This is a genomic window from Ramlibacter sp. (assembly GCF_028292805.1).
GTDB lineage: Bacteria > Pseudomonadota > Gammaproteobacteria > Burkholderiales > Burkholderiaceae_C > Ramlibacter.
This window is the reverse complement of sequence record NZ_JAQGLS010000031.1, coordinates 1-23602: the sequence shown is the minus strand read 5'-3', so window position 1 is coordinate 23602 and position 23602 is coordinate 1. Positions and strand designations below refer to the sequence as shown.

The window sequence follows — 23602 nt, the reverse complement described above, 5'->3', positions numbered from 1 at the left end:
GAAATGGAAAGCAAGTATGTCGAAGCCGCCGGCCTTCGCACCCACTACCTGCATGCGGGATCTGGGCGACCGGTGATCCTGGTGCACGGGGGCGGCGCCGGTGCGGATTCGCACGGGAACTGGAAAGACACGATTCGCGAGTTCTCCAAACAATACGAGGTCTTCGCCATCGACATGGTGGGCTTCGGCAAGACCGACAAGCCGGATCCGGCCGGCTTCACCTATTCGACGCAGGCGCGAGTCAAGCACCTGATCGGCTTCATCGAGGCGATGGACCTGCGCAAGGTGAGCCTGGTGGGCAATTCCATGGGCGGCTCGGCCAGCCTGGGCGTGGCCATGGAGCGCCCGGAGCTGGTGGACCGCCTGATCCTGATGGGCAGCGCCGGACTCTCCCGCTACGACAAGACCGGGGCCCCGCAGCCGCTGACCGCCTACAAGTCGCCGGACAAGGAAGCGATGCGCAAGCTGGTCAAGCATCTGACGTACAGCTACGAGCCATCCGAGGAGATGCTCGATTACCGGGTCCGCCTCACCAGCGACCCGGCCACGCTGGCCGCGTACGTGGCGACCATGGGGTGGATCGTGGACCAGGGCGGGCTGTTCTACGAGGAGGCCGACATCGCGCGGGTGACCGCGCCGACCCTCATCGTCAACGGCAAGGACGACAAGGTCAACCAGGTCTGGAAGGCCCTCAAGTTCTCCGAGCTGATCAAGCCGTCCTGGGTCTACCTCATTCCCGAGTGTGGCCACTGGGCCATGATCGAACAGCCGGCCGACTTCAACGCCGCCTCCCTGCACTTCCTGGGCAAGCAGCTCTGAACCGCCGAAAGGATAAAAACATGATCAGTCAACTGGGCTATATCGGTATCAGCGCGTCGGACCTGGGGCGCTGGGAGCAATTCGGCGCGGACATCCTGGGCGCGCAGTTGAGCGGCAAGGGCGCCGACGGCAGCCTGTACTTCAGGATGGACGAATACCACCACCGCATCGTCGTGCACCCGGGAGCGGAGGACGACATCTCCTATGCGGGCTGGATGGTCGCCACGCTGCAGGCGCTGTGCGAGGTGCGCGAGCGCCTGGTCGCCGACGGCGTCGCGGTGCGCCAGGCCACGCCCGAGGAGATCGAGCGGCGCAAGGTGATCGACATGATCAGCTTCGACGATCCCAATGGACTGCGCTGCGAGGTCTTCTACGGCCTGCGCGTGAGTGCCGACCGGCCGTTCCATTCGCCGCGCGGGATCGCCGGCTTCACGGCCGGCGAGCTCGGAATGGGCCACATCGTGCTGTTCGCGCGTGACCTGGACCGCACGCTGGACTTCTACAGCCGGCTGCTGGGTTTCCGCGTCAGCGACTACATCGACTTCGAGATGGCCCGCACGCCGGTGCGCATGGCCTTCCTGCACACCAACCCGCGGCACCACTCGGCTGCCTTCGTCCAGGTCGACCGGCCCAAAAAACTGGCCCACTTCATGCTGGAGCTGACCTCGCTGGACGATGTTTGCCGCACCATGTACCTGTGCCAGGAAAAGGGCGTGCCCATCACCTCCACGCTTGGCCGGCACAGCAACGACCAAGTGGTCTCGTTCTACATGCAATCGCCGGCCGGCTTCGAGATCGAGTACGGCCATGGCGGCCGCCTCGTCGATGATGCCGACTGGGTCGTGCAATACCACCAGACGCCCAGCATGTGGGGCCACAAGCGGCAGGCGCACTGATGAACGGCATGGCCATGAACCCCGATCCAACCACCCTGGCCGCAGCGGCGGCCTTGCGGCAGGCGCGCCGCGACCGGCAGACCATAGGCCGTATCTCCGAGAGCCATGGCATCGCCGGCCTCAGCGCGGCTTACGCGGTTGCCGCGATCAACACCCGGGCCCGGCTGGAGGAAGGCCGGCGCATCATCGGGATGAAGGTCGGCCTGACCTCCAGGGCGGTGCAGCAGCAGCTGGGCGTGGACCAGCCGGACTTCGGCATGCTGTTCGACGACATGGAGTTTCTGAATCAGCAGGAGGTGCCGACGCAGCGGCTGATGCAGCCCAAGGTGGAGGCCGAGGTGGCCTTCGTGGTCGGCCGCGACGTGACCGCGCAGGCCCCCAGCTACGGCGAGTTCCTCGCCTGCCTGGCCTATGCGCTGCCGGCCATCGAGATCGTCGACAGCGCCATCGCCGACTGGAAGATCACCCTGGTGGACACCGTGGCCGACAACGCCTCCAGCGGCCTGTTCGTGCTGGGCGACCAGCCGGTCGGGATCGGCCAGCTGTCGCTGGCCGAGCTGGGCATGCAGATGACCAAGAACGGCCAACTGGTCTCCACCGGCAACGGCGCCGCCTGCCTGGGCCACCCGCTGCGAGCGGCCTGGTGGCTGGCGCGCACCATGGCGCAACACGGCCAGGGCCTGAAGGCCGGGCAGGTGATCCTGTCCGGCGCCCTGGGGCCGATGGTGCCGGTGCAGGCCGGGGACCTGGTGCAGGCGCAGATCGGCGCGCTGGGCACCGTCAACTGCCGCATGGCCTGAAGGAGCCCCAATGACACGCAAGCTCAAGGCCGCCATCGTCGGCAGCGGCAACATCGGCACCGACCTGATGATCAAGATCGCGCGCCACGGAAAGTACATAGAAAATGGCGCGATGGTGGGCATCGATCCCGCCTCCGACGGACTGGCTCGGGCGGCACGCCTGGGCCTGGCAATCACTGCCGAGGGCGTGGAAGGCCTGGTCCGGCTGCCGGTCTTCGCCGACATCGAGATCGTGTTCGATGCCACCAGCGCCGCGGCGCACGTGAAGAACGACGCCTTCCTGCGCCGGCACAAGCCCGGCCTGCGGCTGATCGACCTGACCCCGGCGGCGATCGGCCCCTACTGCGTCCCGGTGGTCAACGGCGAGCAGCACCTGGCCGCCACCAACGTCAACATGGTCACCTGCGGCGGCCAGGCCACCATCCCGATGGTGGCGGCGGTCTCGCGGGTGGCGCGGGTGCACTACGCCGAAATCGTGGCCAGCATCGCCAGCAAGAGCGCCGGCCCCGGCACCCGCGCCAACATCGACGAATTCACCGAGACCACCGCCCGCGCCATCGAGGTGGTGGGCGGGGCGGCCAAGGGCAAGGCCATCATCGTGATGAATCCGGCTGAGCCGCCGTTGATCATGCGCGACACGATCTACACCCTCAGCGACCTGGCCAGCGAAGAGGCCATCGCCCGCTCGGTCGAAGAAATGGCCGCCGCCGTGCAGCAGTACGTGCCGGGCTACCGGCTCAAGCAGAAGGTGCAGTTCGACCGCGTCACCGGGCTGAAAATTCCCGGCGTCGGCGACCGCTTCGACGGCCTCAAGACCTCCATCTTCCTGGAAGTGGAGGGTGCGGCGCACTACCTGCCGGCCTATGCCGGCAACCTCGACATCATGACCAGCGCCGCGCTGCAGACCGCCGAGCGGATGGCGGCGCGGCTGGTCGCCTGAACGCGCAAAAACACAATGGACCGCAAGAAGATCTACATCTCGGACGTGACGCTGCGCGACGGCAGCCACGCCATCCGGCACCAATACAGCGTGGCCCAGGCCCGGCAGATCGCCCGCGCGCTTGACGACGCCAAGGTCGACTCGATCGAGGTGGCCCACGGCGACGGGCTGCAGGGCGGCAGCTTCAACTACGGTTTCGGCGCCCACACCGACGTCGAGTGGATCGAGGCCGTGGCGGCAGAAGTGAAGCACGCGAGGATCGCCACGCTGCTGCTGCCGGGCATCGGCACCGTGCACGATCTCAAGGCCGCCTACCAGGCCGGTGCCCGCGTGGTGCGTGTTGCCACCCATTGCACCGAGGCCGACGTGTCACGGCAGCACATCGAGTACGCGCGCAATCTCGGCATGGAAGCAGTCGGCTTTCTGATGATGAGCCACATGAACACGCCGCAAGGCCTGGCACAGCAGGCGAAGCTGATGGAAAGCTACGGCGCCACCTGCTGCTACGTGGTGGATTCGGGCGGCGCGCTGTCGATGAACGACGTGCGCGAGCGCTTCCGTGCCTTCAAGGACGTGCTCCAGCCCGGAACCCAGACCGGCATGCATGCCCACCACAACCTGTCGCTGGGCGTCGCCAACAGCATCGTGGCGGTGGAGGAGGGCTGCGACCGGGTCGACGCCAGCTTGGCCGGCATGGGTGCCGGTGCCGGCAACGCGCCGCTGGAGGTGTTCATCGCCGCGGCCGACCGTCTGGGCTGGAACCACGGCTGCGATCTGTACAAGCTGATGGATGCGGCCGATGACATCGTCCGGCCGCTGCAGGACCGCCCGGTGCGGGTGGACCGCGAGACGCTCGCGCTCGGCTATGCCGGCGTGTACAGCAGCTTCCTGCGCCACGCGGAGGTCGCGGCAAAGAAGTACGGGCTCAAGACCGTCGACATCCTGGTGGAGCTTGGTCAACGGCGCATGGTCGGCGGCCAGGAAGACATGATCGTCGACGTGGCGCTCGATCTGCTGCAGGCCCGAAACCCACAATGACGGAGAAATCAATGGAAGCGCTCACCCAGGATGGAACCAGCAGGTTCAGCAAAGTCGGCGACATCGACCTGCACTACCACGAGGCCGGTGCGGGGTCGACCGTGGTCATGCTGCATGGCGGCGGGCCCGGCGCCGCCGGCTGGACCAACTTTCACAAGAACATGGCGGCGTTCGCGCACAGCCATCGGGTGCTCGTGCCCGATCTGCCCGGTTTCGGCGAGTCGACCAAGCGCCAGTACCCGGAGCTGATCGGTGCGTTCAACGCTCGTGTCCTGGCCGAGTGGCTCGACGGGCTCGGGCTGCAAAAGGTGCACTTCGTCGGCAATTCGCTGGGAGCGCACGTGGCAATGAAGTTCGCGCTGGATTTCCCTGAGCGCGTAGGTCGGCTGGTCCTGATGGCCCCGTCGATCCAGCTCGCCACCGTTTCACCGAATCCGACCGAAGGCGCCAAGCTCCTGCGCACCTACTATCACGGCACCGGGCCGAGCCTGGAGCGCATGCGCCAGTTCCTGAACGTCCTGGTCCATGCCCCGGACCTGATCGACGAGGCCACGCTCCAGGACCGGTATGAGCGTTCGATACGCCCGGAGGTGGTCGAGTGGGCGAAGAAGATGGCGCCGGCGCCCCATCGGTTCGAGCCCTTGTGGCAAAACCTGGGGGACTTGAAGCACCGCAGTCTCCTGGTCTGGGGGCGCGACGACCGGGTCGTTCCGATCGATCGGGCGATTTTCATGCTGCACCAGATGCCCGATGTCAGGCTCCACATCTTCGGCAATTGCGGTCACTGGGCGATGCTCGAGCATTCCGATCACTTCAACAGGCTCTGCCTTGATTTTTTCCGCGAGGAATAGACAGTCTGGTCCGCCGCGCCGCCTGCCTTGCAGGCGCTGTCCGTTGCCGGAAGCGCACAACGGGCGGCGGTGCGCCCGGGGCTTGTTCGTTTTTTCGAGAACATTATGATGAGCCCAATGATTCCGGAGAAGTCCGCCAAGGGCAGCAGAGCGGCCGCGCTCACCGAAGATTTGCGCAGTGCCATCTTGCGCGGGGTGCTGGCACCCAACGCGCGGTTGCGCCTCGAGGAGCTCGGCGCCTCTTACGGCGTGAGCTTCAGTCCGGTGCGGGAGGCGCTGCTTCGGCTGTGTGGCGAAGGCTTCGTCGTCAGCGAGGAGCAGCGAGGTTTCCGTGTCGCGGAGACTTCGCTGCAAAAGCTGGAAGAAGTGATCGCGCTGCGTTCCGTCCTCGAGCCTCTGGCCTTGCGCCTGTCGATTGAACGGGGTGATCCGAAGTGGGAGGAACATGTCGTGGCGATCTCGCACCGGCTCAAGCGCGTCGAAGAGACGCCCGGGCGGGCACCGTATGACGAGGAATGGGAGAGCGTGCATCGGCAGTTCCACCAAGCCCTGATCGGAGGGTGTGACATGCCCATGTTGATGCACTTCAGCAACGTGCTCCACGACCAGACGGACAGATATCGGCGGCTGTACCTGAAAGACCGAATTCCAAAGCGCAACGTCGCACGCGAGCACTCCGAAATCTTGGCGGCCGTGCTGGCGCGCGATGTAGACCGCGCCTGCGCAGCTCTGCTGAAGCACACCAAACAAACTGGAGCCGCCATCCAGGATCTGATGATCAGGTCGGAGAAGCTCAAGCGACAATAGGATCGCTCCGAGTGCCTCTCGGGTTTTTCGAGCCTCCGCGGGGGAAGAAAAGGACGCACGGGCAGGGAAGATGGGAGCAGTCCTGGTGGAGGCCAGACCGCGCGGCATGGCGCCGGCGGCCCGCCGTGCCTGCACAAGGTCGACCCTCCAGCGGCCCTCGAGCAGTTCTTCCGCAGCAGATTGGAAATCTGGAATGCTTTGCAAAGCGCCTGGTGCCGCTGAAGGGCGCGCGTCGGCGTGGAGCGACGCGAAATCCATCACTTCGGCCAGCGGTTCGGCTCCCGACAGCGCATGGGCCTGGAGCCGTTACACGAAGGCGGGCAGGCGCTCTTCCGGTGCCGGGGAATGCGCCGTGCGGCGCGAATGAGCGCAGGTGGCTGGCCGAGTGCCGATGATGTTTTGACTCAGGCAGCGAGATTCCACACGCCTGCGCGGCGAAGTGGTCAACGCCGCGACCACCTACGGCCACGACAGCGTGACGCTGATGCATCAGACCAAGACGACGATCTGCAGCGTCGAAAAGGCGGCTGTCTAGCCGAACACCGGCCGCAATCAGCAGCAGTCGCCGGCCGGATAACTCAGCTGGCCGTCGGCGATGCGCGCCGGCGAGGTGTACGGGTGGGCCGTCCCGGCTGCCGCGCCGGCCAGGTGGACCACCTCCACGCCCAGGAAGCGCAGGACGTCGGCGACGAGTGCCCGGTGGCAGCGCCACCAGAGCAGCTCCGAGCACATGAGGGTGGTGCGCTTGCCGCAGGCGATGTGCAGCAGCTGCTCCAGGCCTTGCGCGAACTCCTCGCTCCAGGTGTAGGCCGCATACGCGCGAAACGATGGGTTGCGCCAGCCGGCCTGGTCCGCTGTAGAGTCCCCCTGGCGCCGGCCTCCCAGCCTGGCCAGCCAGGCGTAGTCGATGCCCGCGCCGGCCAGGGTTTGCTCGAGCGCCTCACTGCCGAAGTGCGGGTGCCTGCGCGAGCCGGGAAAGCGCCGGACATCCGCCACGAGCTCGATGGCGTGCGCCTGCAGCACCGAGACGAACTCGTCGGCGCCGCGGGTGGAATGGCCGATGGTCCAGATGGTGGCGGGAAGGTCCACGCCTGCCTCACAGCTGCGTATGCAGCAGGTTCGCCAGCCGCTCCAACAGCCGCTCGGTCAGCGGCCGCTCGCGCCATTGCGCCAGCGTGATCTTCGTGGCCTTGGCCCAGTCGCGCTCAAACACCGCTGCCTGCTCCTTGCCGAAATCGCTGTTCAGGACGTTCAGGTTGGCTTCGTCGTTGAGGCGAAAGGAGCGGTTGTCGAAGTTGGTGGAGCCGACCGAGGAGAACATGCCGTCCACCACCAGGCCCTTGACGTGGTACATGGTCGGGGCGTATTCGGCGATCTGGATGCCCGCTTCGAGCATCGGGCCCCAGCTGCCGCGGGAGGCCTTGCGGACCGTCTCGGAGTCGATGTGGCCGCTGGGCGTGATGACGCGGATCTTGACGCCGCGTCTGGCGGCGTCCAGCAGCGTCTCGATGGTCATCGCGTCGGGCACGAAGTAGGCATTCGACAGGTCGATGGTCCGGCGCGCCGCAGTGATGGCCAGCAGGTACATCAGCTGCATGCTCTCGCTGCCGCCGCTGGGCGAGCTGCTGAACATCTGCGCCGCGTAGTTGCCGGCCGGCTTGAGCGACGGAAAGTAGGCCTCCCCGTGCAGCACCTTGCCGGTGACCCGCACCCAGTTGTCCAGGAACACCGACTGCATCTGCGCCACCACCGGCCCCTGGACGCGGAAGTGGGTGTCGCGCCATTCGTCGGGGTTGCGCGCGTCGCCCCGCCACTGGTCGGCGATGCCGACGCCACCGGTGAAGCCGACCGAGCCGTCCACCACCAGCACCTTGCGGTGCGTGCGGTTGTTCATGTGGGCCCAGTTGCTCCAGTGCGGCTGGTGGAACCGTTCCACCGCGATGCCGGCGGTGCGCATCTGCTCGATCAGCGCCAGGTCCATCTTGATGCTGCCGACCCAGTCGAGCAGCACGTGCACCTTGACGCCGGCCTTGGCGCGCTCGGCCAGGGCCTGCACGAACTCGCGGCCGGTGTCCCCCGACCAGTAGATGTAGGTCTCGAAGGTGATGGTGCGCTCGGCCGACCGGATTGCCGCCAGCATGGACGGGAAGATGCGCTCGCCGTTGACCAGCGTCTCCACGTGGTTGCCTTCGACGATCTGCGGCCCCAGCAGCGAGCTCAGCGACCGGCGGAACTCGGAGTCGTCGGTTTCGTAGAGGCGCGGCAGCTGGTGCTGGATCCGTTTCTCGCCGGTGGTCAGGTTCAGGTACAGCAGCGTGGCGACCAGCGTGGCCAGGGCGGCAAAAGCGGCAATGACCCAGGTGCGGGCGGAGATCTTCTTCATTCGGGCGCGTTCCTTGGCCGGCGCTGGCTGGCCGGACGGTGGCGCCAATGTAGCGCGCCTGCGCTGGCGCGGGGGGCGGCCGGGCCGCCGCCGTCAGCTGATGAAGTCGGACGACGACAGGCTGCTCACGCCCATGACCTGCAGCGCGATTTCCGCCGACGCGTCGCTGTCGGTGCTGCCGTACAGGATGCCGTAGCCCTTGGCGCCGTCGTACACATAGCGCAGCTGGCCAGCCGCGCTGAAGGCGGCCTTGCCGATGAAGGCAAAGGCATCGTCGACCGCCGAGCCGGCCTTCGCGTCCAGGCCCGACAGGTCGATGTCGTCCTGGCCACGGAGGAAGTCCGTCACCACGTCCCACGTGGCCTGGGACGTTCCGGAGTCCGCGAGCGCGTCGAAGTCGAAGATGTCCTTGCCGCTGCCGCCCGCGAGGGTGTCGCTGCCGGCGCCGCCCGTCAGCGTGTCGTTGCCGCTGCCGCCGGCCAGCACGTCGGCGCCGCTGCCGCCGTGCAGCCGGTTGTTGCCGGTACTGCCGGTCAGCTTGTCGCCGAAGGCGGAGCCGACGAGGTTTTCGAAGCCGGAGACCTGGTCCGAGCCCGAGCCGCCAGTCGCCTGCGCGGTGCTGACGGCCAGGCTGACTGCGACGCCTTTGCTGCTGGCGCCGCACGCGTACGACAAGGTGTCGGTGCCGCTGCCGCCGGCCATGCTGTCGGAGCCTTGGCCACCATTGAGGGTGTCGTTGCCCGCCCAGCCAGACAGGGTGTCGTTTCCAGCATTGCCGGCCAGGTTGTTGGCCGCCGCGTTGCCGCTGATCTGGTCCCGGCCGCTGCCGCCCCTGGCGTTTTCGATCACCACGCCGCCGGCAATGGCCAGGTTGTCGCTGCCGTTGTAGATGTCGGCCGGCAAGTGGGCGGCCGGGAACCAGTCCGGCAGGCCCAGGCCTGTCTTGATCTGGGCCGCGGTCTGGCGCAAGGCGATGGAACTGAACGAGTCGCCCTCCAGGTTGATCACGCAGGAGAACACCTGGTTGGAGCAGTCGATCATGTCGATGCCGCCGCCGTCCCAGAGGGTCTGCAGCAGTTCGGCATTGGTGGTCCAGGCGTAGGTGGTGTTGCCGGAGCGGGCCGCCGTGTTGGCCCCGTACAGGTGTTGCAGCGCGTCGATGTCGAACGGCATCAGCGTGCTGGGCCGCAGATAGGAGGACTGCCACGAGTAACTCGAGGAGTTGCCCGAGACCTCGAGCAGCGTGGTGTTGGCGCCCTGCGTGTAGCTCATCACAGTGAAGCGCTCGTTGTCGTATTGGGCAGGCAATTGCCAGGTACTCTCGAACGGGTGCTTCAATCCCAGCGCGTGGCCGACTTCGTGCAGCAGGGTCTGATAGCCCTCCCCGCCGGGCTGCCAGGCGTCGCCGTCCCAGAACTCGATGCGCTTGGTCCAGACGTCGCCGGCCGACTTGTCTTCGGTGACGGAGACGACGGTGTTGCCCGAATACCTGTAGGAATAGTTGGGCAGGTAGGCATGGCCGACCAGGCCGGCGGCCAGGTACCCATTGCCGAAAGTGATCTGCCCGGTGCCGGTGGTCTGGGTGAAGTCGATGTCGGCGACGTCTTCGATCGACGCCAGCACGTCCGTCGCCGCCGCCATCTGCTCGGGGCTGAACTTCTGGAAGCCGCCGACGGCACTGTGCGCGGGCAGGCTGGTGAGGAACTTGAAGCTGAGGTCCACGCCGTGCCCGATACCGGCGGTGGAGTTGATCGGCTCGCCCACCATCTCGGGGTAGTTCCAACGTGAAAACCCGCTCCCGTTGTAGATGTCCAGGAGTGCATACCTTGCGTTGGTGGTGGTGGCCACGAATCCGCCCTTGGCTGGCCGGCACCATCGGCCGGAACCTCTGGATTATCCGATGAGGCTGAGGCAACAAAGGCCGGAACCCGGCAGCGCCGGTTTCTTGCCCGATACGGCTGAGGCCGCGCCCGCTGCGGGCCCCCCTGCCCCTACATCGGCTCCGGCCTGGGCGCGGGCCCGGTTGGCGGCTGCGGCGTCGGGGACAACGGTGGCAGGGGTTCGGGTGGAGGAATTGCGCTCATGGGTGGCCTTTCAGGTGCGCCATGATCCCCCGAGCCAGGCCCGCCCTCGCGTAGGAAGGCGCCGCCTCGCGCCAGCAAGTCTGATCGGCGGCGCCAACGCGAACGCAGGCGGCCACTTGCTGCTATACTCCGAGGCTTCGCGGCTGTAGCTCAGTTGGATAGAGTACTTGGCTACGAACCAAGGGGTCGTGGGTTCAATTCCTGCCAGCCGCACCAAAACGTGAGGGCTACGTCTCAAAAGGACGTAGCCCTTTTCGTTTGGCGCGTCGCGTTTGTGCACTGCGCATGCAACGCTCCTGCAGCCAGTTGCCAGTTGCCAGTTGCCAGTTGCCAGTTGCCAGTTGCCAGTTGCTTGCCTGTGCGAGCTTGGTGACGGCCCGCAACCCCGGGGGGGACAAGCCTGCCAGCGGGCGCGGAGTACCGCGCCGGGCAGGGCACGCATTTCCGCGTCTGGGCGCCGGCCGCCCGCAGCGTGGCGGTGGTCTTCGAAGGCCCATCCATCCTCGATCCGGCGCCACTTGCCCCGGAAGATGGCGGCGACTTCCGCGCCTTGGTGCCGGCCGTGCTGCCGGGCACCCGCTACCGATTGCACCTCGACGACGTGAAGCCATTGCCGACCCAGCCTCCCGCTGGCAACCGGACGGCCCCATGGCCCGACCGAGGCGGTCGAACTGCATGCCTTCGACTGGACCGATGCCGCCTGGCCGGGCGTGCCCGGCCGCGGCCAGGTGCTGTACGAGATGCACATCGGCGCCTTCTCGCCCGAGGGCACGTAGCGGCCGCCATGGCCCACCTGCGTTACCTGAAGGAACTGGGCGTCACCGTGCTCGAGTTGATGCTGGTCAACGAGGTCAACGAGGTCAACGAGGTCAACGAGGTCAACGAGGTCAACGAGGTCAACGAGTTCGGCGGGCTGTTCGACTGGGGCTACGACGGCGTCAACCTGTTCGCGCCGACCCGCCTGAAGGCACGCCGGACGACCTGCGCCGCTTGGTCGACCGGGCTCACGCCACCGGCCTGGGCGTGATGCTGGACGTGGTCTACAGCCAGCTGGGTCCCAGCGGCAATCACCTGCCGCGCTTTTCCCCGCACTACCTGGCCGGCCGCTACCGCGTCGTCGTGGAGATTGCGCGCGCCTGGCGCGCGGCCGGCGGCGCGCGCAGCATCACCTGGCAGCGGAAACGAGCCGCAGCGCACGGGCTGGCGCGGCCGGCGCAGCGGGGCGGCAATGCCATCGATGCGCTGTGGAGCGACGACTTCCACCACAGTGCATCGGTGGCCGCGACCGGCGCCTGTGAGGCGTACTACACCCAGACCGGCGGCACGCCCAGGAGCTGATCTCGGCGCTCGCGTGGGGCTTCCTCTACCAGGGCAGTACTACGCCTGGCAAAGGCAGCGGCGCGGCACGCCCGCGCTCGACCTGCTGGCCCATGCCTTCATCCAGTTCCTGCAGAACCACCACCAGGTGGCCAACTCGGCGCGCGGCGAGCGCCTGCATGCGCTGACCACGCCCGGCCGCCTGCGCGCGCTGACGGCGCTGCTGCTTGGGCCCACCACGCCGCTGCTGTTGAAGGGCCAGGAGTTCGCCGCGTCGGCGCCTTTCCTCTGCTTGGCCTGCCATGGCGAGGACCTGGACCAGATGGTGCGGGCCGGCCGCAGCGAGTTCCTGGAGCAGTTGCCCAACATCGGCAATCCCGGCAGGCGCCGCCTGCTCGCGCCGCCGGCCGACGAGGCCGCCTTTCGCCGCTGCAGCTCCAATCACGCCGAGCGCGAGCGCCATGCGCCCGTGCTGGCCCTGCACCGCGACCGGTTGCGGCTGCGGCGCAAAGACCCGGTGTTTGCCGCCAGCACAGCCGCCGCATGCATGGCACGGTGCTGGGCCCGGAGGCTTCCTGCTGCGCTTCATCGCTGGTGGCGGCGACGACCACACGGCCGACGCCACGCTCTGGTTCTTCCACGCGATGGGCCGCTACGTCACGCTCACCGACGACCGACGACCGACGACCGACGACCGACGACCGGCTCGCGCATGCGCCATGCCATCCCTACCTTCATCTCCATCGTGGAGCAGCACCGGTGCGGCACCCGCTTCAACGTCGGCGTGGACGCTGGTGACGGCCTGCCGCGGCAGGGCGCCGAGGGCTGCCAGCTGACCTGGATGAACGCCAAGGAAGGACGGCTGGGTGGTGGCCCCGCGGCGCGGCAAGGCGGTGGAGCTGAACGCGCTGTTCTACAACGCGCTGTACCTGATGGAGCGCTGGTTGCGCGAGGAAGGCTATGAAGCCCGGTCCAGCGAGATGGCACGCCACGCCGCGCGCGTGGTGAGAGCTTCAACCGGCGCTTCTGGAACCCGCAGACCGGCTACCTGCACGGCGTGGTGGACGGCCAGGCTGGCGACGATCCGACGATCCGGCCCAACATGCTGTTCTCCATTTCCCTGCCCAACCGGGTGCTGGACCGCGACCGCTGGGGCAGCCTGGTTGACGTGGCTCTGGAGAAGCTGGTCACGCCGGTGGGTTGCGCTCACTGGCCCCGGGCCATCCGGACGACAAGCCGCGCTACGAGGGCGATTTGCGGGCCCGCGACGCGGCTTCCCACCAGGGCACCATGTGGGGCTGGCGGCCGGCCCGTTTCGCCGATGCCTGGCTGAAGGTGCATCGGCAGGACAGCCGGGCCATCCAGCGCCTGGTCGAGGGTTTCACCAGGCGGCTGGGCGAAGCCTGCATCGGCTCGATCAGCGAAATGTTCGATGCCCGGCAGCCGTTCACCCCGCGCGGCTGCGTGGCGCAGGCCGGGAGCGTGGCCGAGGTGTTGCGGATCCTGGTGAAGGTGCGGACTCCCGCCTGGCCTTCGGCTTCTTCTTCTTCTTCTTCTTCTTCGCCGCCGCCAGGCTCTGCTTGAGGCTGTCTTCCAGCGTGCGGCTCAGCCGCGCCTCCAGCAGCGCCAGCACCGCGGCTTCCTCGGGCCGCAGCTGCGTCAGGTGCTCGCGCAACTGCTCTTCCACCTGCTCCTTCATCCGCAGCAGCAGCGCGCCTTCCGCATAGGCGGACAGCACCTCGGGGTGGATGTAGCACTTGCGGCAGATGGTGGGGGTGTTGCCAAGGCGCGAGGCCACTCGCTCGATCGACGCGCGCAGGTTCTGCCTGGCTGCGGCCTGGCTGTCCACGCCCTGGAACTCGCGCAGCGCCACGGCGGCCATCACCGTGCCGGCCCAGGTTCGGAAGTCCTTGGCCGTGACGTCGGCGCCGGTGATTTCCTTGAGATAGCCGTTGACGTCGGCGGAGGTCACCTCGCGGGTTTCGTCGCCGTCCTGGTACTGGAACAATCGCTGCCCCGGCAGCTCCTGGCAGGCGCGCACCACCTTGGCGATGCGGCGGTCCTTCACCTGCAGCCGCCAGGTCTTTCCGCTCTTGCCCTTGAACTGGAAGCGCAGCTCGGCGCCTTCCACCTTCACGTGCGGATTGCGCAGCGTGGTCAGGCCGTAGCTCTTGTTGGCGCGCGCGTAGTCGTCGTTGCCCACGCGGATCAGCGTGGTCTCCAGCAGGTGGACGACGGTGGCCAGCACCTTCTCGCGCGGCAGGCCGCGCAGCCCCATGTGTTCCGCCACCTTGGCGCGGATCGCGGGCAGCGCCCGCGCGAAGTCCAGCATGTGCTCGTATTTCGTGCTGTCGCGCAGCGCCCGGAACTGCGGGTGGTAGCGGTACTGCTTGCGGCCCTTCACGTCGCGCCCGGTCGCCTGCAGGTGGCCGCTGGCCTTGGGACAGATCCAGACCTCGGTCCAGGCCGGCGGGATGGCCAGCTTGCGGATGCGCTCCAGCGTGGCCGCGTCGGTGACTGGGTCGCCGTTGGTCTTGAAGTAGGCAAAGGCGTCGCCGGCGCGCTCGCGCCGCAGACCGCGATCTTCGTCGCTGACGTAGACCAGGCCGGCGGCCTCGGCCGCTTCGCGGGGATCGTCGGCGCCGCTGCCGGCAGGGGCGGCTTCGGTTGCGTTGGCGGCCATGGTCAGTTGCGGAAGTTCTGCGTCACCATCAGGCCGTGGACGCCGCCGTCGAGCACGCCGATGCCGACGCGGCCGTAGTGCGGCCGCAGGATGTTGGCCCGGTGGCCGGGGGAATTCATCAGGCCCTGGTGCGCGCCGCTGAGGGTCGGCGCCAGCGCCAGGTTCTCGCCCGCCGCCAGGTAGCCCAGCCTGGCCTGGCGCAGGCGGTTGGACAAGTCATCGCCTTCGGGCGAAACGTGCGAGAAGTAGGCCCGGGCGAACATGTCGCGGCTGTGGGCTCGCGCCACAGCCGTCAGCTCGGGGTCCGCGCGCAGTGGCTTCAAGCCGCGCCTGGCCCGTTCGGCGTTCACCATGACCAGCATGCGCGCTTCGAGTTCCGGCGCGGCCTGCGCGGTCGTCACAGGCACCGGCAACGGCACCGAATGGCGCGACTCCGGCAACACCGTGATGCCGTGCAGGCTGCGCTGGATGGCGGGATCGAAGATCGGCGCCAGCTGCACCTCGATCCACTCGGCCGGCGCCGAAAAGCGGCTGGCCAGCGCGCTGTCGCGGGCCCAGCCGCCGAGCGCCGGGCCCAACGGCAGCACCAGCAGCAGCACGGCCGCCACCACCGCATGGATGCAGCCGTTGGCGACGCCGGGGGCCAGCCCGAGCAGCCGATTGGCGATGGTGCCGTGCACCCGCTCGGGCAGCCGGCGCAGTAGCGACAGCGCCAGGGTCGCCAGCAGCAAGTGCACGACGACGAAAATGCCGACAAAGCTCAGGGGAGCGATCCACACGCCCAGCGGCGGGAACATGCGCTCGAGCAGATCGACGGCGGCGCGATAGCCGACGAAGGCCGCCGCCAGGCTGACCACCAGCGTCAACAGGTCGATCGCGGCGAACAGGAAGCCACGCCGCCAGCCGCCCCACGCGCCGACGAGCACCACCAGGACCAGCAGGATGTCGACGGGATTGGGTGTCATGCCCGGCAGAGTATTGGCTGCCGCCGCAACGGATGACGTAGGACGGGGTTGACGCTTGGTGCCTCAGGGTCGCTGCTGCACCAGGCCAGGCGGCAACCGCGGCATGGCCCCCCGCTGGGGCGGCAGCGCCTGGTTGCTGCAACAGCTGCAGCCGTGCGCGTGGCGGTAGCGCAGGCGCGCCACGCACATGGCCTGCGCGGCATCGATGAAGTCGCCCAGGTACTGCGGCTGCCGCTCGGGCGCGAAGCAGCTGGGTGGACACCGGTTGCGGTCGTGGACCGGGTGGACGCCGTTGGCGCGGGCGCGCTCGTCGACGAAATAGCTGGCCATCGTTCACCTCCCGCCGCCATCCTAGGCAGGCGGCGACGGCCCGCCATCCTGCGAATGGTGGAACTGTTCAGTAGGAAGGGTGGTGGTGGCGCAGCGCGTGGCGCAGGCCGGCGAGCACGCGGGCGGTGGTCGCGCTGGCCGGGTCCAGCAGATCGCGCGCATTGCCCTTGAGGTAGTCGGCCCACACGATGTGCCAGTGGCGGGTGTCGGCCAGCTCGATGTAGAGCGAAGTGCCGGGGCCGAAGTGGTAGCAGGTGCCAGAGATGAGGTAGCCCACCCGCAGCTGCCGGCAGATCAGTTCCAGGGCGTGTTCGGGGGCGCGCGAGAGGAACTCCGAGCTGATCAGGATGGAGCCGAGTTCCGGCGTGGCGGCCAGCAGCTCACGGAGCAGGTCGGCGAGGTCGGTGCCGAGCAGCCGCAGCTCGTCGTCGGCGGCGCTGCCGGCGAACGGCAACACCGCCACGAGCGGGCGGCGCCGGCGCGGCACCAGCGGCGGTTCGGCAGTCAGCAGTGCGGAGTCGTGGTGCGTGTTCACGCGTGAGGCGGCCAGGCCGCGGTTGCAAGCCGATTCTAGGAGCGGCCACCGCCCGCCCACCTCCCCACAACGGGGGAGGTCACTGCGCTTGCGTGCACCGCCCTCGCGCTCTCGTTATGCTTGGCGCCATGAGCAAGGCCTTCACGCGCGAGACCGACACCGAGGAGGACGACGAGGAGATCGGTGCCCCCCCGTTGCCCGCCGGCGGCAAGAACTACATCACCCCGGGTGGCTACGCGCGGCTGCGCGCCGAGCTGTTCCTGCTGATGGACGAGGAGCGGCCCAAGGTGGTGGAGGTGGTGCACTGGGCCGCCAGCAACGGCGACCGCTCGGAGAACGGCGACTACATCTACGGCAAGAAGCGGCTGCGCGAGATCGACCGCCGCATCCGCTTTCTGACCAAGCGCCTGGAAATCGCGGAGGTGACCGATCCTTCGGTGCACCACGGCCGCGACCAGGTGTTCTTCGGCGCTACCGTCACCTACGCCGACGAGGCGGGGCGGGAGCGCACTGTCACCATCCTGGGCATCGACGAAGCCGACAGCACGCAAGGCCAGGTGAGCTGGATCTCGCCGATCGCGCGGGCGCTGCTGAAGGCGCGCCAGGGCGACGTGGTGAAGCTGGTGACGCCGGCCGGGGTGCAGGAAGTGGAAGTGCTGAGCGTGACTTACCCGGGCGCTGAAGCAGGCGGCTCTTTCTTGTGACTGCGGGCTTGACCCGCAAGCCGCCGACAGCGCCGTGCGAGCGCAACGTGGATCCCGGGGCGAGCCCGGGATGACGGTCGCTAGCCGCCGTGCCGGATCCGCACCGCGCCCATCACCGACGGCGTGCGCTTGAGGTTGCGCAGCACCGCATCGAGGTGGCTGCGGTCCCGCACCGAAACAACGAAGCGCAGATCCGTCGCGTCCTGCGCGCGTTCGTCGTCCATGTCGACGTGGATGATGTCCGCTTCGGCTTGCGCCAGCGCCGCGGCCACCCGCGCCAGCGCGCCCTTGCCGTTGGCCACCGTCACCAGCACGCCGGTCTCGAACGGGCGCACCGGTTCGTCCGACCACTCCACCCCGATGAAACGCTCGGCGTCCTTGTGCTGCAGCCGGCGCGCCACGGCGCAGTCTTCGGCGTGCACCACCAGCCCTTCGCCGCGGCCGAGATAGCCGACGATCACGTCGCCGGGCACCGGCCGGCAGCAGCCGGCGAACTGCACCGAGGCGTTCTCGCTGCCGTCGATGGTGATGCCGCCTTGGGAGACGTTCTCGTGCGCGGTGAAGCGCTCGCGGCTCAGGAGCAGGGCGTCCGGCCGCTCGCCCAGTTCTGCCAGCAGCACCATCAGGCGCTTGGCCACGATGCCGGCGATGCGCCGGCCCAGGCCCAGGTCGGTCAGCAACTCGCCCCGGCTCTTGTTGCCGGTAAAGCGCAGCAGCTTGTCCCACAGCGGCTGGTACTGCTCGGTCTCGGGCGGCAGCCGGTCCATGCCCTCGGCGCGCAACGCCTGCGCCAGCAGCTTTTCGCCCAGCTGCTGCGACTCCACGTGGGCCAGCGTCTTCAAATGGTGCCGGATCTTGGAGCGGGCCCGGCCGGTGCGCACGAAGCCCAGCCACGCCGGGTTGGGCGTGGACACCGGCGCCGTCATCACTTCGACCACGTCGCCGTTCTTCAGCTCGGTGCGCAGCGGCACCTGGGTCCCGTTGATGCGCGCAGCCACCGTGTGGTCGCCCACGTCGCTGTGGATCGCATAGGCGAAGTCGACCACCGTGGCGCTGCGCGGCAGCGACATGATCTGGCTCTTGGGCGTGAACACGTAAACCGCATCGGGGAACAGGTCGATCTTGACGTGGTCCCAGAACTCCGCGGCGTCGCGCGTCTCGTTCTGGATGTCCAGCAGAGACTGCAGCCACTTGGTGCCCAGCCGCTCGGCGTTCTCTTCCTGCGGAACGCTGGCCTTGTACAGCCAGTGCGCGGCCACGCCCGACTCGGCCACCAGGTGCATGGCCTCGGTGCGCAGCTGGAACTCCACGTTCACCCCGGACGGGCCCACCAGCGTGGTGTGCAGCGACTGGTAGCCGTTGATCTTGGGGATGGCGATGTGGTCCTTGAACTTGCCCGGCACCGGCTTGTACAACTGGTGCAGCAGGCCCATGGCCGTGTAGCAGTCGGTCACCGTCGGCACGACGATGCGAAAGCCGTAGATATCCGTCACCTGGGCAAAGCTCAGGTGCTTTTCGTCCATCTTCTTGTAAATCGAAAACAGGGTCTTTTCGCGGCCGGCGATCCGCACCTTCATCTCGGCCGAATCGAAGGCGTTCTCGACATCGCGCTGCACCTTCTGGATCAGGTCGCGGCGGCGGCTGCGGGCCTTGGCCACGGCCTTGTTCAAGGTGGCGTAGCGCCACGGCCGCAGGTAGCGAAAGGACAGCTCCTGCAGTTCGCGGTAGGTCTGGTTCAGGCCCAGGCGGTGGGCGATCGGAGCGTAAATGTCCAGCGTCTCCGAGGAGATGCGGCCCCACTTCTCGCGCGGCACGTCTTCCAGGGTGCGCATGTTGTGCGTGCGGTCGGCCAGCTTGATCAGGATCACCCGTACGTCGCGCGCCATCGCCAGCAGCATCTTGCGAAACGACTCGGCCTGGTTTTCCTCGCGGGTGTTGAACTGCAGCTTGTCCAGCTTGGTCAGGCCATCCACCAGGTCGGCCACCGGCGCGCCGAAGCGCTCGATCAGCTCCGGCTTGGTGACACCGCAGTCCTCGATGGCGTCGTGCAGCAGGGCGGCCATCAGCGCCTGCACGTCCAGCTTCCACTCGGCGCACTGCGCGGCGACGGCGATCGGGTGCGTGATGTAGGGCTCGCCGTTGGCCCGGATCTGGCCCAGGTGCGCCTCGTCGGCGAAGCGGTAGGCCGTGCGGACCTCGTCGACCTCGCCCGGCGCCAGGTAGTCCAGGCGCGCGGTCAGCGCGGCAAAGCTTGCCGCGGCGGCGTTGGCGGCGGCGGGACTGGGGAGGATCGGGCTGCTGGGGCGCTTGCCCTTGCCCGGATGGAGCACGGCGCTCATGGAGACATCATAGGGGGGAAGGGGCTGGGGACCGGGGACTAGGGGTTAGGGAAATGCGTGGCGAGCGAGGCTGTTGCGCCGGTTCCCGGCCGCCAAGCCCGCGGCCCTGCGGAGCACAGGCGAAAAAAAACACCGCCTTGGCGGTGTTTTTCGTCAGCGTGCACTGGCTTTCAGCCCGGCACCTTCTTGAGCATCTCCAGGCCGATCTTGCCTTGGGCGATCTCGCGCAGGGCGGTCACGGCCGGCTTGTTCTTGCTCTCGATCTTCGGCGCGTGGCCCTGGCTGAGCATGCGGGCGCGGTAGGTCGCGGCCAGCACCAGCTGGAAACGGTTGGGAATCTGCGCCAGGCAGTCTTCGACGGTGATGCGGGCCATAGAACTCTCCGAGAGTGACTAGAGAATGCCCAACGCACGGAAGGTGTCGGCGCGAAGGCGGCGCTGCGACAGGAACTTGAGCCGTTGGGCATGAACGATCGCTTTCAGGTCGAAAAGCGCGCGCTCAAATAACTCGTTGATTATAACGAAGTCGAATTCCTTGGCCTGGGAAAGCTCATTGGCGGCGTTGACCAGCCGCGTCTCGATCACTTCCGCCGTGTCTTCGCCGCGGCGCTCGAGCCGCGAGCGCAGTTCTTCCCAGCTCGGTGGCAGGATGAAAATGAGCACCGCGTTCGGGTAGATGCGCTTGATCTGCAGCGCGCCTTGCCAATCGATCTCCAGGATCACGTCGGCGCCGCCGGTGATGCGGTCTTCGATCGCCTTCTTGGATGTGCCGTAGCGGTGGCCGTGCACGTGCGCCCACTCGACGAAGGCGTCGCCCAGCACCATGGAGTCGAACTCGGGGGTGGACGTGAAGAAGTACTCGCGCCCGTGCTTTTCCTGGCCGCGCGGCGGCCGTGTCGTGTGCGACACCGAAGGCTGCACGTGGGAGTCGAGCTCCAGCAGGGCTTTCACCAGGCTGGACTTGCCGGCCCCGCTGGGTGCCGCCACGACGAAGAGGTTGCCTGGGTAGTCCATGGAATGAGCCGGCGATGATACCCGACGGCCTTTCCTTGTCGCTGGCGGCTATTCCAGGTTCTGCACCTGCTCGCGCATCTGCTCGATCAGCACCTTCATGTCCACCGAGATGCGGGTCAGTTCCAGCGCGGCCGACTTCGAGCCCATGGTGTTGGCTTCGCGGTGCAGCTCCTGGATCAGGAAGTCCAGCCGCTTGCCGACTTCCCCGCCTTTTTTGACCAGCCGCTCGATCTCGTCCAAGTGCGAGGCCAGCCGCGTCAGTTCTTCGGCGACGTCGATGCGGATGGCGAACGAGGTTGCCTCTGTCAGCGCGCGGTCCTGCGCCGCCTCCGGCGTGGCCACGCCATCGGCCAGCGCCATTGCTTCCTTCCAGCGCTCCAGGAAGCGCTGGCGCTGCTGCTCCACCAGCTGCGGCACCAGCGGCCCGGCCTGTTCGGCCAGCGTGCGCAGCTGCGCCAGGTGGCCCAGCAGCATCTTGGCCAGCCTGGCGCCTTCGCGCTCGCGCGCCGCCATCAGGTCGGCCAGCGTCTTGCGCGCCAGCTCCTGCAAGGCGGCGGCCCAGTCGACATCGGCCCCCGATTCGGCCGTGGCCAGCCGCAGGATCTCGGCCACGCTCAGCGGGCCGGCTTCGGGCATCCAGCTGCGCACGGTGTCCTGCACAGCCGACAGCCGCTGCAGCGTGCGGGCGGACGGGTCGCGTACGGTGTCGGCCGCGATGCCTTCCACGCCGGCGCGCACTTCGACCTTGCCGCGTTTGAGCTTGGCCGTGATCAGCTCGCGCAGCGCGGGCTCATGCGCGCGCAGTTCCTCGCCCAGGCGGAAGCTCAGGTCGAGGAAGCGGCTGTTGACGGAGCGGATCTCCAGGCCGAGCCGGCTGCCCGCTGTTGCGCCTTTGCCGACTTCGGGGCTGGCAGGGCCTTGCCCCGGGCTGAGCTGCGCCGAGGCGTAGCCGGTCATGCTGTAAACTGGCACTGAGGAGTTCTTTGCGGTTGTTCGTTGCGGGAGTTCGAGGATCAAACGGGCTCTTCGGAGGCCCAACAATCTTCAAATTATGTCAAAGCTGAAACCGGCCCCACTGCCGCCAGACACCGTGATCGGCGGCTACCGGGTCGTTCGCAAGCTTTCGGCGGGCGGTTTTGGCGTCGTTTACCTCGCAGTGGACAACGAAGGCCAGCAGGTCGCCATCAAGGAATACCTGCCCTCGTCGCTGGCCACCCGCCCGCCCGGCGAATTGCTGCCGCAGGTGGCGCCGGAAAAACTCTCCCTTTACCGCCTGGGCCTCAAGAGCTTCTTCGAGGAAGGCCGTTCCCTCGCGCAGATATCGCACTCTTCCGTGGTGAGCGTGCTGAACTTCTTTCGCGAGAACGAGACAGTCTACATGGTGATGAACTACCTGGAGGGCGCGACCCTGCAGGACTTCATCATCACCGCGCGCGAGCTCAAGAAGCAGAAGGTGTTTCGCGAATCCACCATTCGCTCGCTGTTCGACGAAATCCTGCGCGGGCTGCGCATCGTGCACCAGCACAAGATGCTGCACCTGGACATCAAGCCGGCCAACATCTTCATCACCGACGACAACCGGGCCGTGATGATCGACTTCGGGGCGGCGCGCGAAGTGCTGTCCAAGGAAGGCAACTTCATCCGCCCGATGTACACGCCCGGCTTCGCGGCGCCCGAGATGTACCGCCGCGATTCATCGATGGGTCCCTGGACCGACATCTACGCGATCGGCGCCTGCATCTACGCCTGCATGCAGGGCTATCCGCCGAACGACGCGCCGCAGCGACTGGAAAAAGACCGCCTGGCGCTCGCATTGTCCCGCTTGCGCGGTGTGTACTCCGACAACCTGATCGAAGTGGTGGAATGGTGCATGTCGCTCGATCCGCTGTCCCGCCCGCAATCGGTGTTCGCCTTGCAAAAGGAGCTCAGCCGCGAGGGCGAGCGCCGTTACACCAAGCTGACGGTCGGTGAGAAGATGCGGCTGCAGTTCGACAACATGGTTACCGACACCAAGAAAAGCATGAAGCGCGCCACCGGCTTCGGCGGGGCAAAAGCCAGATGAAGTTTTCCGTCTTCCAGGTCAGCCGCAAGGGCGGCCGCGAAAAGAACGAAGATCGCATGGGCTATTGCTACACGCGCGAGTCGGGCCTGTTCCTGCTGGCGGACGGCATGGGCGGCCACCCGGAAGGCGAAGTCGCCGCCCAGCTGGCCCTGCAAGCCATCTCCGCGCTGTACCAGAAGGAAGCGCGCCCGATCGTCAAGGACGTAGCCGAGTTCCTGTCGCAGGCGCTGATGGCGGCGCACCACCAGATCATCCGCTACGCCAGCGAAAAAGGCATGCTCGACACGCCGCGCACCACGCTGGTGGCGGCCATCGTGCAAGGCACCAGCGCCACCTGGGTGCACTGCGGCGACTCGCGCCTGTACGTCGTGCGCGAGGGCGAGATGCTCACCCGCACGCGCGACCACTCGTACCTGGAGCAGCAGAACGCCGGCGTGATCCGCATGGACCGGATCAACCGCAACATCTTGTTCACCTGCCTGGGCTCGCCGACCAAGCCGGTGTTCGACGTCACCGGGCCGGTGCAACTGCAGCAGGGCGACAAGATCATGCTGTGTTCCGACGGCCTGTGGAGCAGCCTGGAAGACAAGGTGATCGTGCAGGACCTGAGCACCAAGCCGGTGGCCGAAGCCGTGCCCGACTTGGTGGAAGCGGCGCTGCGCAACGGCGGCGAGCATTCGGACAACGTCACGGTGATCGCAATGGAGTGGGAGACCCCGGACTCCTTCGAGTCCACCCGCGGCATCTCCACCGACACCATCAGCGACGGCGTGTTCGCCTCCACCATCCAGGCCGGCGTGCTCGACACGCTGGTCGACGACCTCGACGACGCGGCCATCGAGCGCTCGATCGCCGAGATCAACGAGGCGATCAAGAGGTCGGCGGCGAAGAAGGGCTGAGCGCTCGTCATCCCGGGCTCCAGGTGTCATCCCGGGCTTGACCCGGGATCCATCTCCCTGCCTCGATCAAAGGCCCCGTGGATTGCGGGTCAAGCCCGCAATGACATGCTGCCTCGGTCAAACGCCCCATGGATTGC

The 23602-nt window shown here is 67.4% G+C and carries 23 protein-coding genes, 1 tRNA gene and 3 pseudogenes; 16 read left to right on the top strand and 11 right to left on the bottom strand.

The features are described from left to right. The first annotated feature begins 3 nt into the window (after positions 1-3). The 7 genes from JWP65_RS01590 to JWP65_RS01560 all read left to right on the top strand — a co-directional run bounded on the left by JWP65_RS01590 (position 4) and on the right by JWP65_RS01560 (position 6151). Positions 4-819, top strand: a complete 816-nt coding sequence (locus tag JWP65_RS01590) for an alpha/beta hydrolase (protein ID WP_299759711.1) — start codon at positions 4-6, stop codon at positions 817-819. Between the two features lie 20 nt (positions 820-839). Then, positions 840-1715, top strand: coding sequence for a VOC family protein (locus tag JWP65_RS01585; RefSeq protein ID WP_299759709.1), 876 nt, complete (start codon positions 840-842; stop codon positions 1713-1715). Between the two features lie 8 nt (positions 1716-1723). Continuing rightward, entirely contained in the window at positions 1724-2515 is a 792-nt protein-coding gene (locus tag JWP65_RS01580; protein ID WP_299759746.1) for a fumarylacetoacetate hydrolase family protein, read from the top strand. 10 nt (positions 2516-2525) lie between these two features. Beyond that, a complete protein-coding gene (locus JWP65_RS01575; RefSeq protein ID WP_299759707.1) occupies positions 2526-3455 on the top strand; it encodes an acetaldehyde dehydrogenase (acetylating) in 930 nt (309 codons plus the stop codon). Between the two features lie 15 nt (positions 3456-3470). Then, the gene (dmpG, locus tag JWP65_RS01570; RefSeq protein ID WP_299759705.1) at positions 3471-4493 is read left to right on the top strand and encodes a 4-hydroxy-2-oxovalerate aldolase; all 1023 of its coding nucleotides are present in this window, start codon (positions 3471-3473) and stop codon (positions 4491-4493) included. Positions 4494-4504: 11 nt separating this feature from the next. Beyond that, positions 4505-5344: an alpha/beta fold hydrolase gene (locus tag JWP65_RS01565; RefSeq protein WP_299759697.1), complete on the top strand. Its 840-nt coding sequence runs from the start codon at positions 4505-4507 to the stop codon at positions 5342-5344. Between the two features lie 117 nt (positions 5345-5461). Further along, a complete protein-coding gene (locus JWP65_RS01560) occupies positions 5462-6151 on the top strand; it encodes a GntR family transcriptional regulator (protein WP_299759695.1) in 690 nt (229 codons plus the stop codon). Between the two features lie 552 nt (positions 6152-6703). Here the strand turns inward: JWP65_RS01560 and JWP65_RS01555 are convergent. From JWP65_RS01555 to JWP65_RS01545, 3 genes are all read right to left on the bottom strand, one after another. After that, a complete protein-coding gene (locus JWP65_RS01555) occupies positions 6704-7240 on the bottom strand; it encodes a DUF488 family protein (RefSeq protein WP_299759693.1) in 537 nt (178 codons plus the stop codon). Between the two features lie 7 nt (positions 7241-7247). Continuing rightward, entirely contained in the window at positions 7248-8534 is a 1287-nt protein-coding gene (locus JWP65_RS01550; RefSeq protein WP_299759692.1) for a phosphatidylserine/phosphatidylglycerophosphate/cardiolipin synthase family protein, read from the bottom strand. Between the two features lie 93 nt (positions 8535-8627). Beyond that, a complete protein-coding gene (locus JWP65_RS01545) occupies positions 8628-10382 on the bottom strand; it encodes a M10 family metallopeptidase (RefSeq protein WP_299759690.1) in 1755 nt (584 codons plus the stop codon). Positions 10383-10757: 375 nt separating this feature from the next. On the opposite strand from JWP65_RS01545, the gene JWP65_RS01540 reads away from it, so the two are divergent. From JWP65_RS01540 to JWP65_RS20050, 6 genes and pseudogenes are all read left to right on the top strand, one after another. Beyond that, positions 10758-10834 (top strand) — tRNA-Arg (locus JWP65_RS01540). Between the two features lie 184 nt (positions 10835-11018). After that, positions 11019-11201 (top strand): annotated as a pseudogene (locus JWP65_RS20060) (hypothetical protein); the annotation flags it as partial. Positions 11202-11402: 201 nt separating this feature from the next. Next, positions 11403-11645: a hypothetical protein gene (locus JWP65_RS01535; RefSeq protein ID WP_299759688.1), complete on the top strand. Its 243-nt coding sequence runs from the start codon at positions 11403-11405 to the stop codon at positions 11643-11645. Then, positions 11609-11956 carry a hypothetical protein gene (locus JWP65_RS01530; protein WP_299759686.1) on the top strand — a complete coding sequence of 116 codons (348 nt, stop codon included), beginning with the start codon at positions 11609-11611 and terminating at the stop codon, positions 11954-11956. Before JWP65_RS01535 ends, JWP65_RS01530 begins: the two co-directional genes overlap by 37 nt. Next, positions 11847-12840 (top strand): annotated as a pseudogene (locus tag JWP65_RS20055) (amylo-alpha-1,6-glucosidase); the annotation flags it as partial. The gene JWP65_RS01530 and the pseudogene JWP65_RS20055, both read left to right, overlap by 110 nt. 152 nt (positions 12841-12992) lie before the next feature. Next, positions 12993-13375: pseudogene (locus tag JWP65_RS20050) on the top strand (amylo-alpha-1,6-glucosidase); the annotation flags it as partial. 7 nt (positions 13376-13382) lie between these two features. Here JWP65_RS20050 and JWP65_RS01520 read toward each other — a convergent pair. The 4 genes from JWP65_RS01520 to JWP65_RS01505 all read right to left on the bottom strand — a co-directional run bounded on the left by JWP65_RS01520 (position 13383) and on the right by JWP65_RS01505 (position 16448). Continuing rightward, complete coding sequence (locus JWP65_RS01520; protein WP_299759684.1) at positions 13383-14618, bottom strand: DNA topoisomerase IB; 1236 nt, start codon at positions 14616-14618, stop codon at positions 13383-13385. A 2-nt stretch (positions 14619-14620) separates the two neighbouring features. Then, positions 14621-15583 (bottom strand): CvpA family protein, encoded by a 963-nt coding sequence (locus tag JWP65_RS01515; RefSeq protein WP_299759682.1) that lies wholly within the window; start codon positions 15581-15583, stop codon positions 14621-14623. Positions 15584-15646: 63 nt separating this feature from the next. Beyond that, a complete protein-coding gene (locus tag JWP65_RS01510; RefSeq protein ID WP_299759680.1) occupies positions 15647-15913 on the bottom strand; it encodes a hypothetical protein in 267 nt (88 codons plus the stop codon). A gap of 67 nt (positions 15914-15980) precedes the next feature. Continuing rightward, positions 15981-16448: a hypothetical protein gene (locus JWP65_RS01505; RefSeq protein ID WP_299759678.1), complete on the bottom strand. Its 468-nt coding sequence runs from the start codon at positions 16446-16448 to the stop codon at positions 15981-15983. 128 nt (positions 16449-16576) lie between these two features. Between JWP65_RS01505 and greB the strand changes: the two genes are divergently transcribed. Next, positions 16577-17152 (top strand): transcription elongation factor GreB, encoded by a 576-nt coding sequence (gene greB / locus JWP65_RS01500; protein ID WP_299759676.1) that lies wholly within the window; start codon positions 16577-16579, stop codon positions 17150-17152. A gap of 80 nt (positions 17153-17232) precedes the next feature. On the opposite strand, the gene JWP65_RS01495 is transcribed toward greB, so the two are convergent. The 4 genes from JWP65_RS01495 to JWP65_RS01480 all read right to left on the bottom strand — a co-directional run bounded on the left by JWP65_RS01495 (position 17233) and on the right by JWP65_RS01480 (position 21476). Further along, a complete protein-coding gene (locus tag JWP65_RS01495) occupies positions 17233-19491 on the bottom strand; it encodes a bifunctional (p)ppGpp synthetase/guanosine-3',5'-bis(diphosphate) 3'-pyrophosphohydrolase (protein ID WP_299759674.1) in 2259 nt (752 codons plus the stop codon). Positions 19492-19661: 170 nt separating this feature from the next. Next, positions 19662-19865: a DNA-directed RNA polymerase subunit omega gene (rpoZ, locus tag JWP65_RS01490; RefSeq protein WP_299759672.1), complete on the bottom strand. Its 204-nt coding sequence runs from the start codon at positions 19863-19865 to the stop codon at positions 19662-19664. Between the two features lie 18 nt (positions 19866-19883). Then, positions 19884-20504 carry a guanylate kinase gene (gmk, locus tag JWP65_RS01485; protein WP_299759670.1) on the bottom strand — a complete coding sequence of 207 codons (621 nt, stop codon included), beginning with the start codon at positions 20502-20504 and terminating at the stop codon, positions 19884-19886. A 48-nt stretch (positions 20505-20552) separates the two neighbouring features. Continuing rightward, a complete protein-coding gene (locus JWP65_RS01480) occupies positions 20553-21476 on the bottom strand; it encodes a YicC/YloC family endoribonuclease (protein WP_299759668.1) in 924 nt (307 codons plus the stop codon). Between the two features lie 79 nt (positions 21477-21555). On the opposite strand from JWP65_RS01480, the gene JWP65_RS01475 reads away from it, so the two are divergent. Both JWP65_RS01475 and JWP65_RS01470 read left to right on the top strand, forming a co-directional pair. After that, positions 21556-22566, top strand: coding sequence for a serine/threonine-protein kinase (locus JWP65_RS01475; RefSeq protein ID WP_299759666.1), 1011 nt, complete (start codon positions 21556-21558; stop codon positions 22564-22566). Next, entirely contained in the window at positions 22563-23465 is a 903-nt protein-coding gene (locus JWP65_RS01470; protein ID WP_299759664.1) for a protein phosphatase 2C domain-containing protein, read from the top strand. The genes JWP65_RS01475 and JWP65_RS01470 overlap by 4 nt, the downstream gene beginning before the upstream one ends. Positions 23466-23602 lie beyond the last annotated feature (137 nt).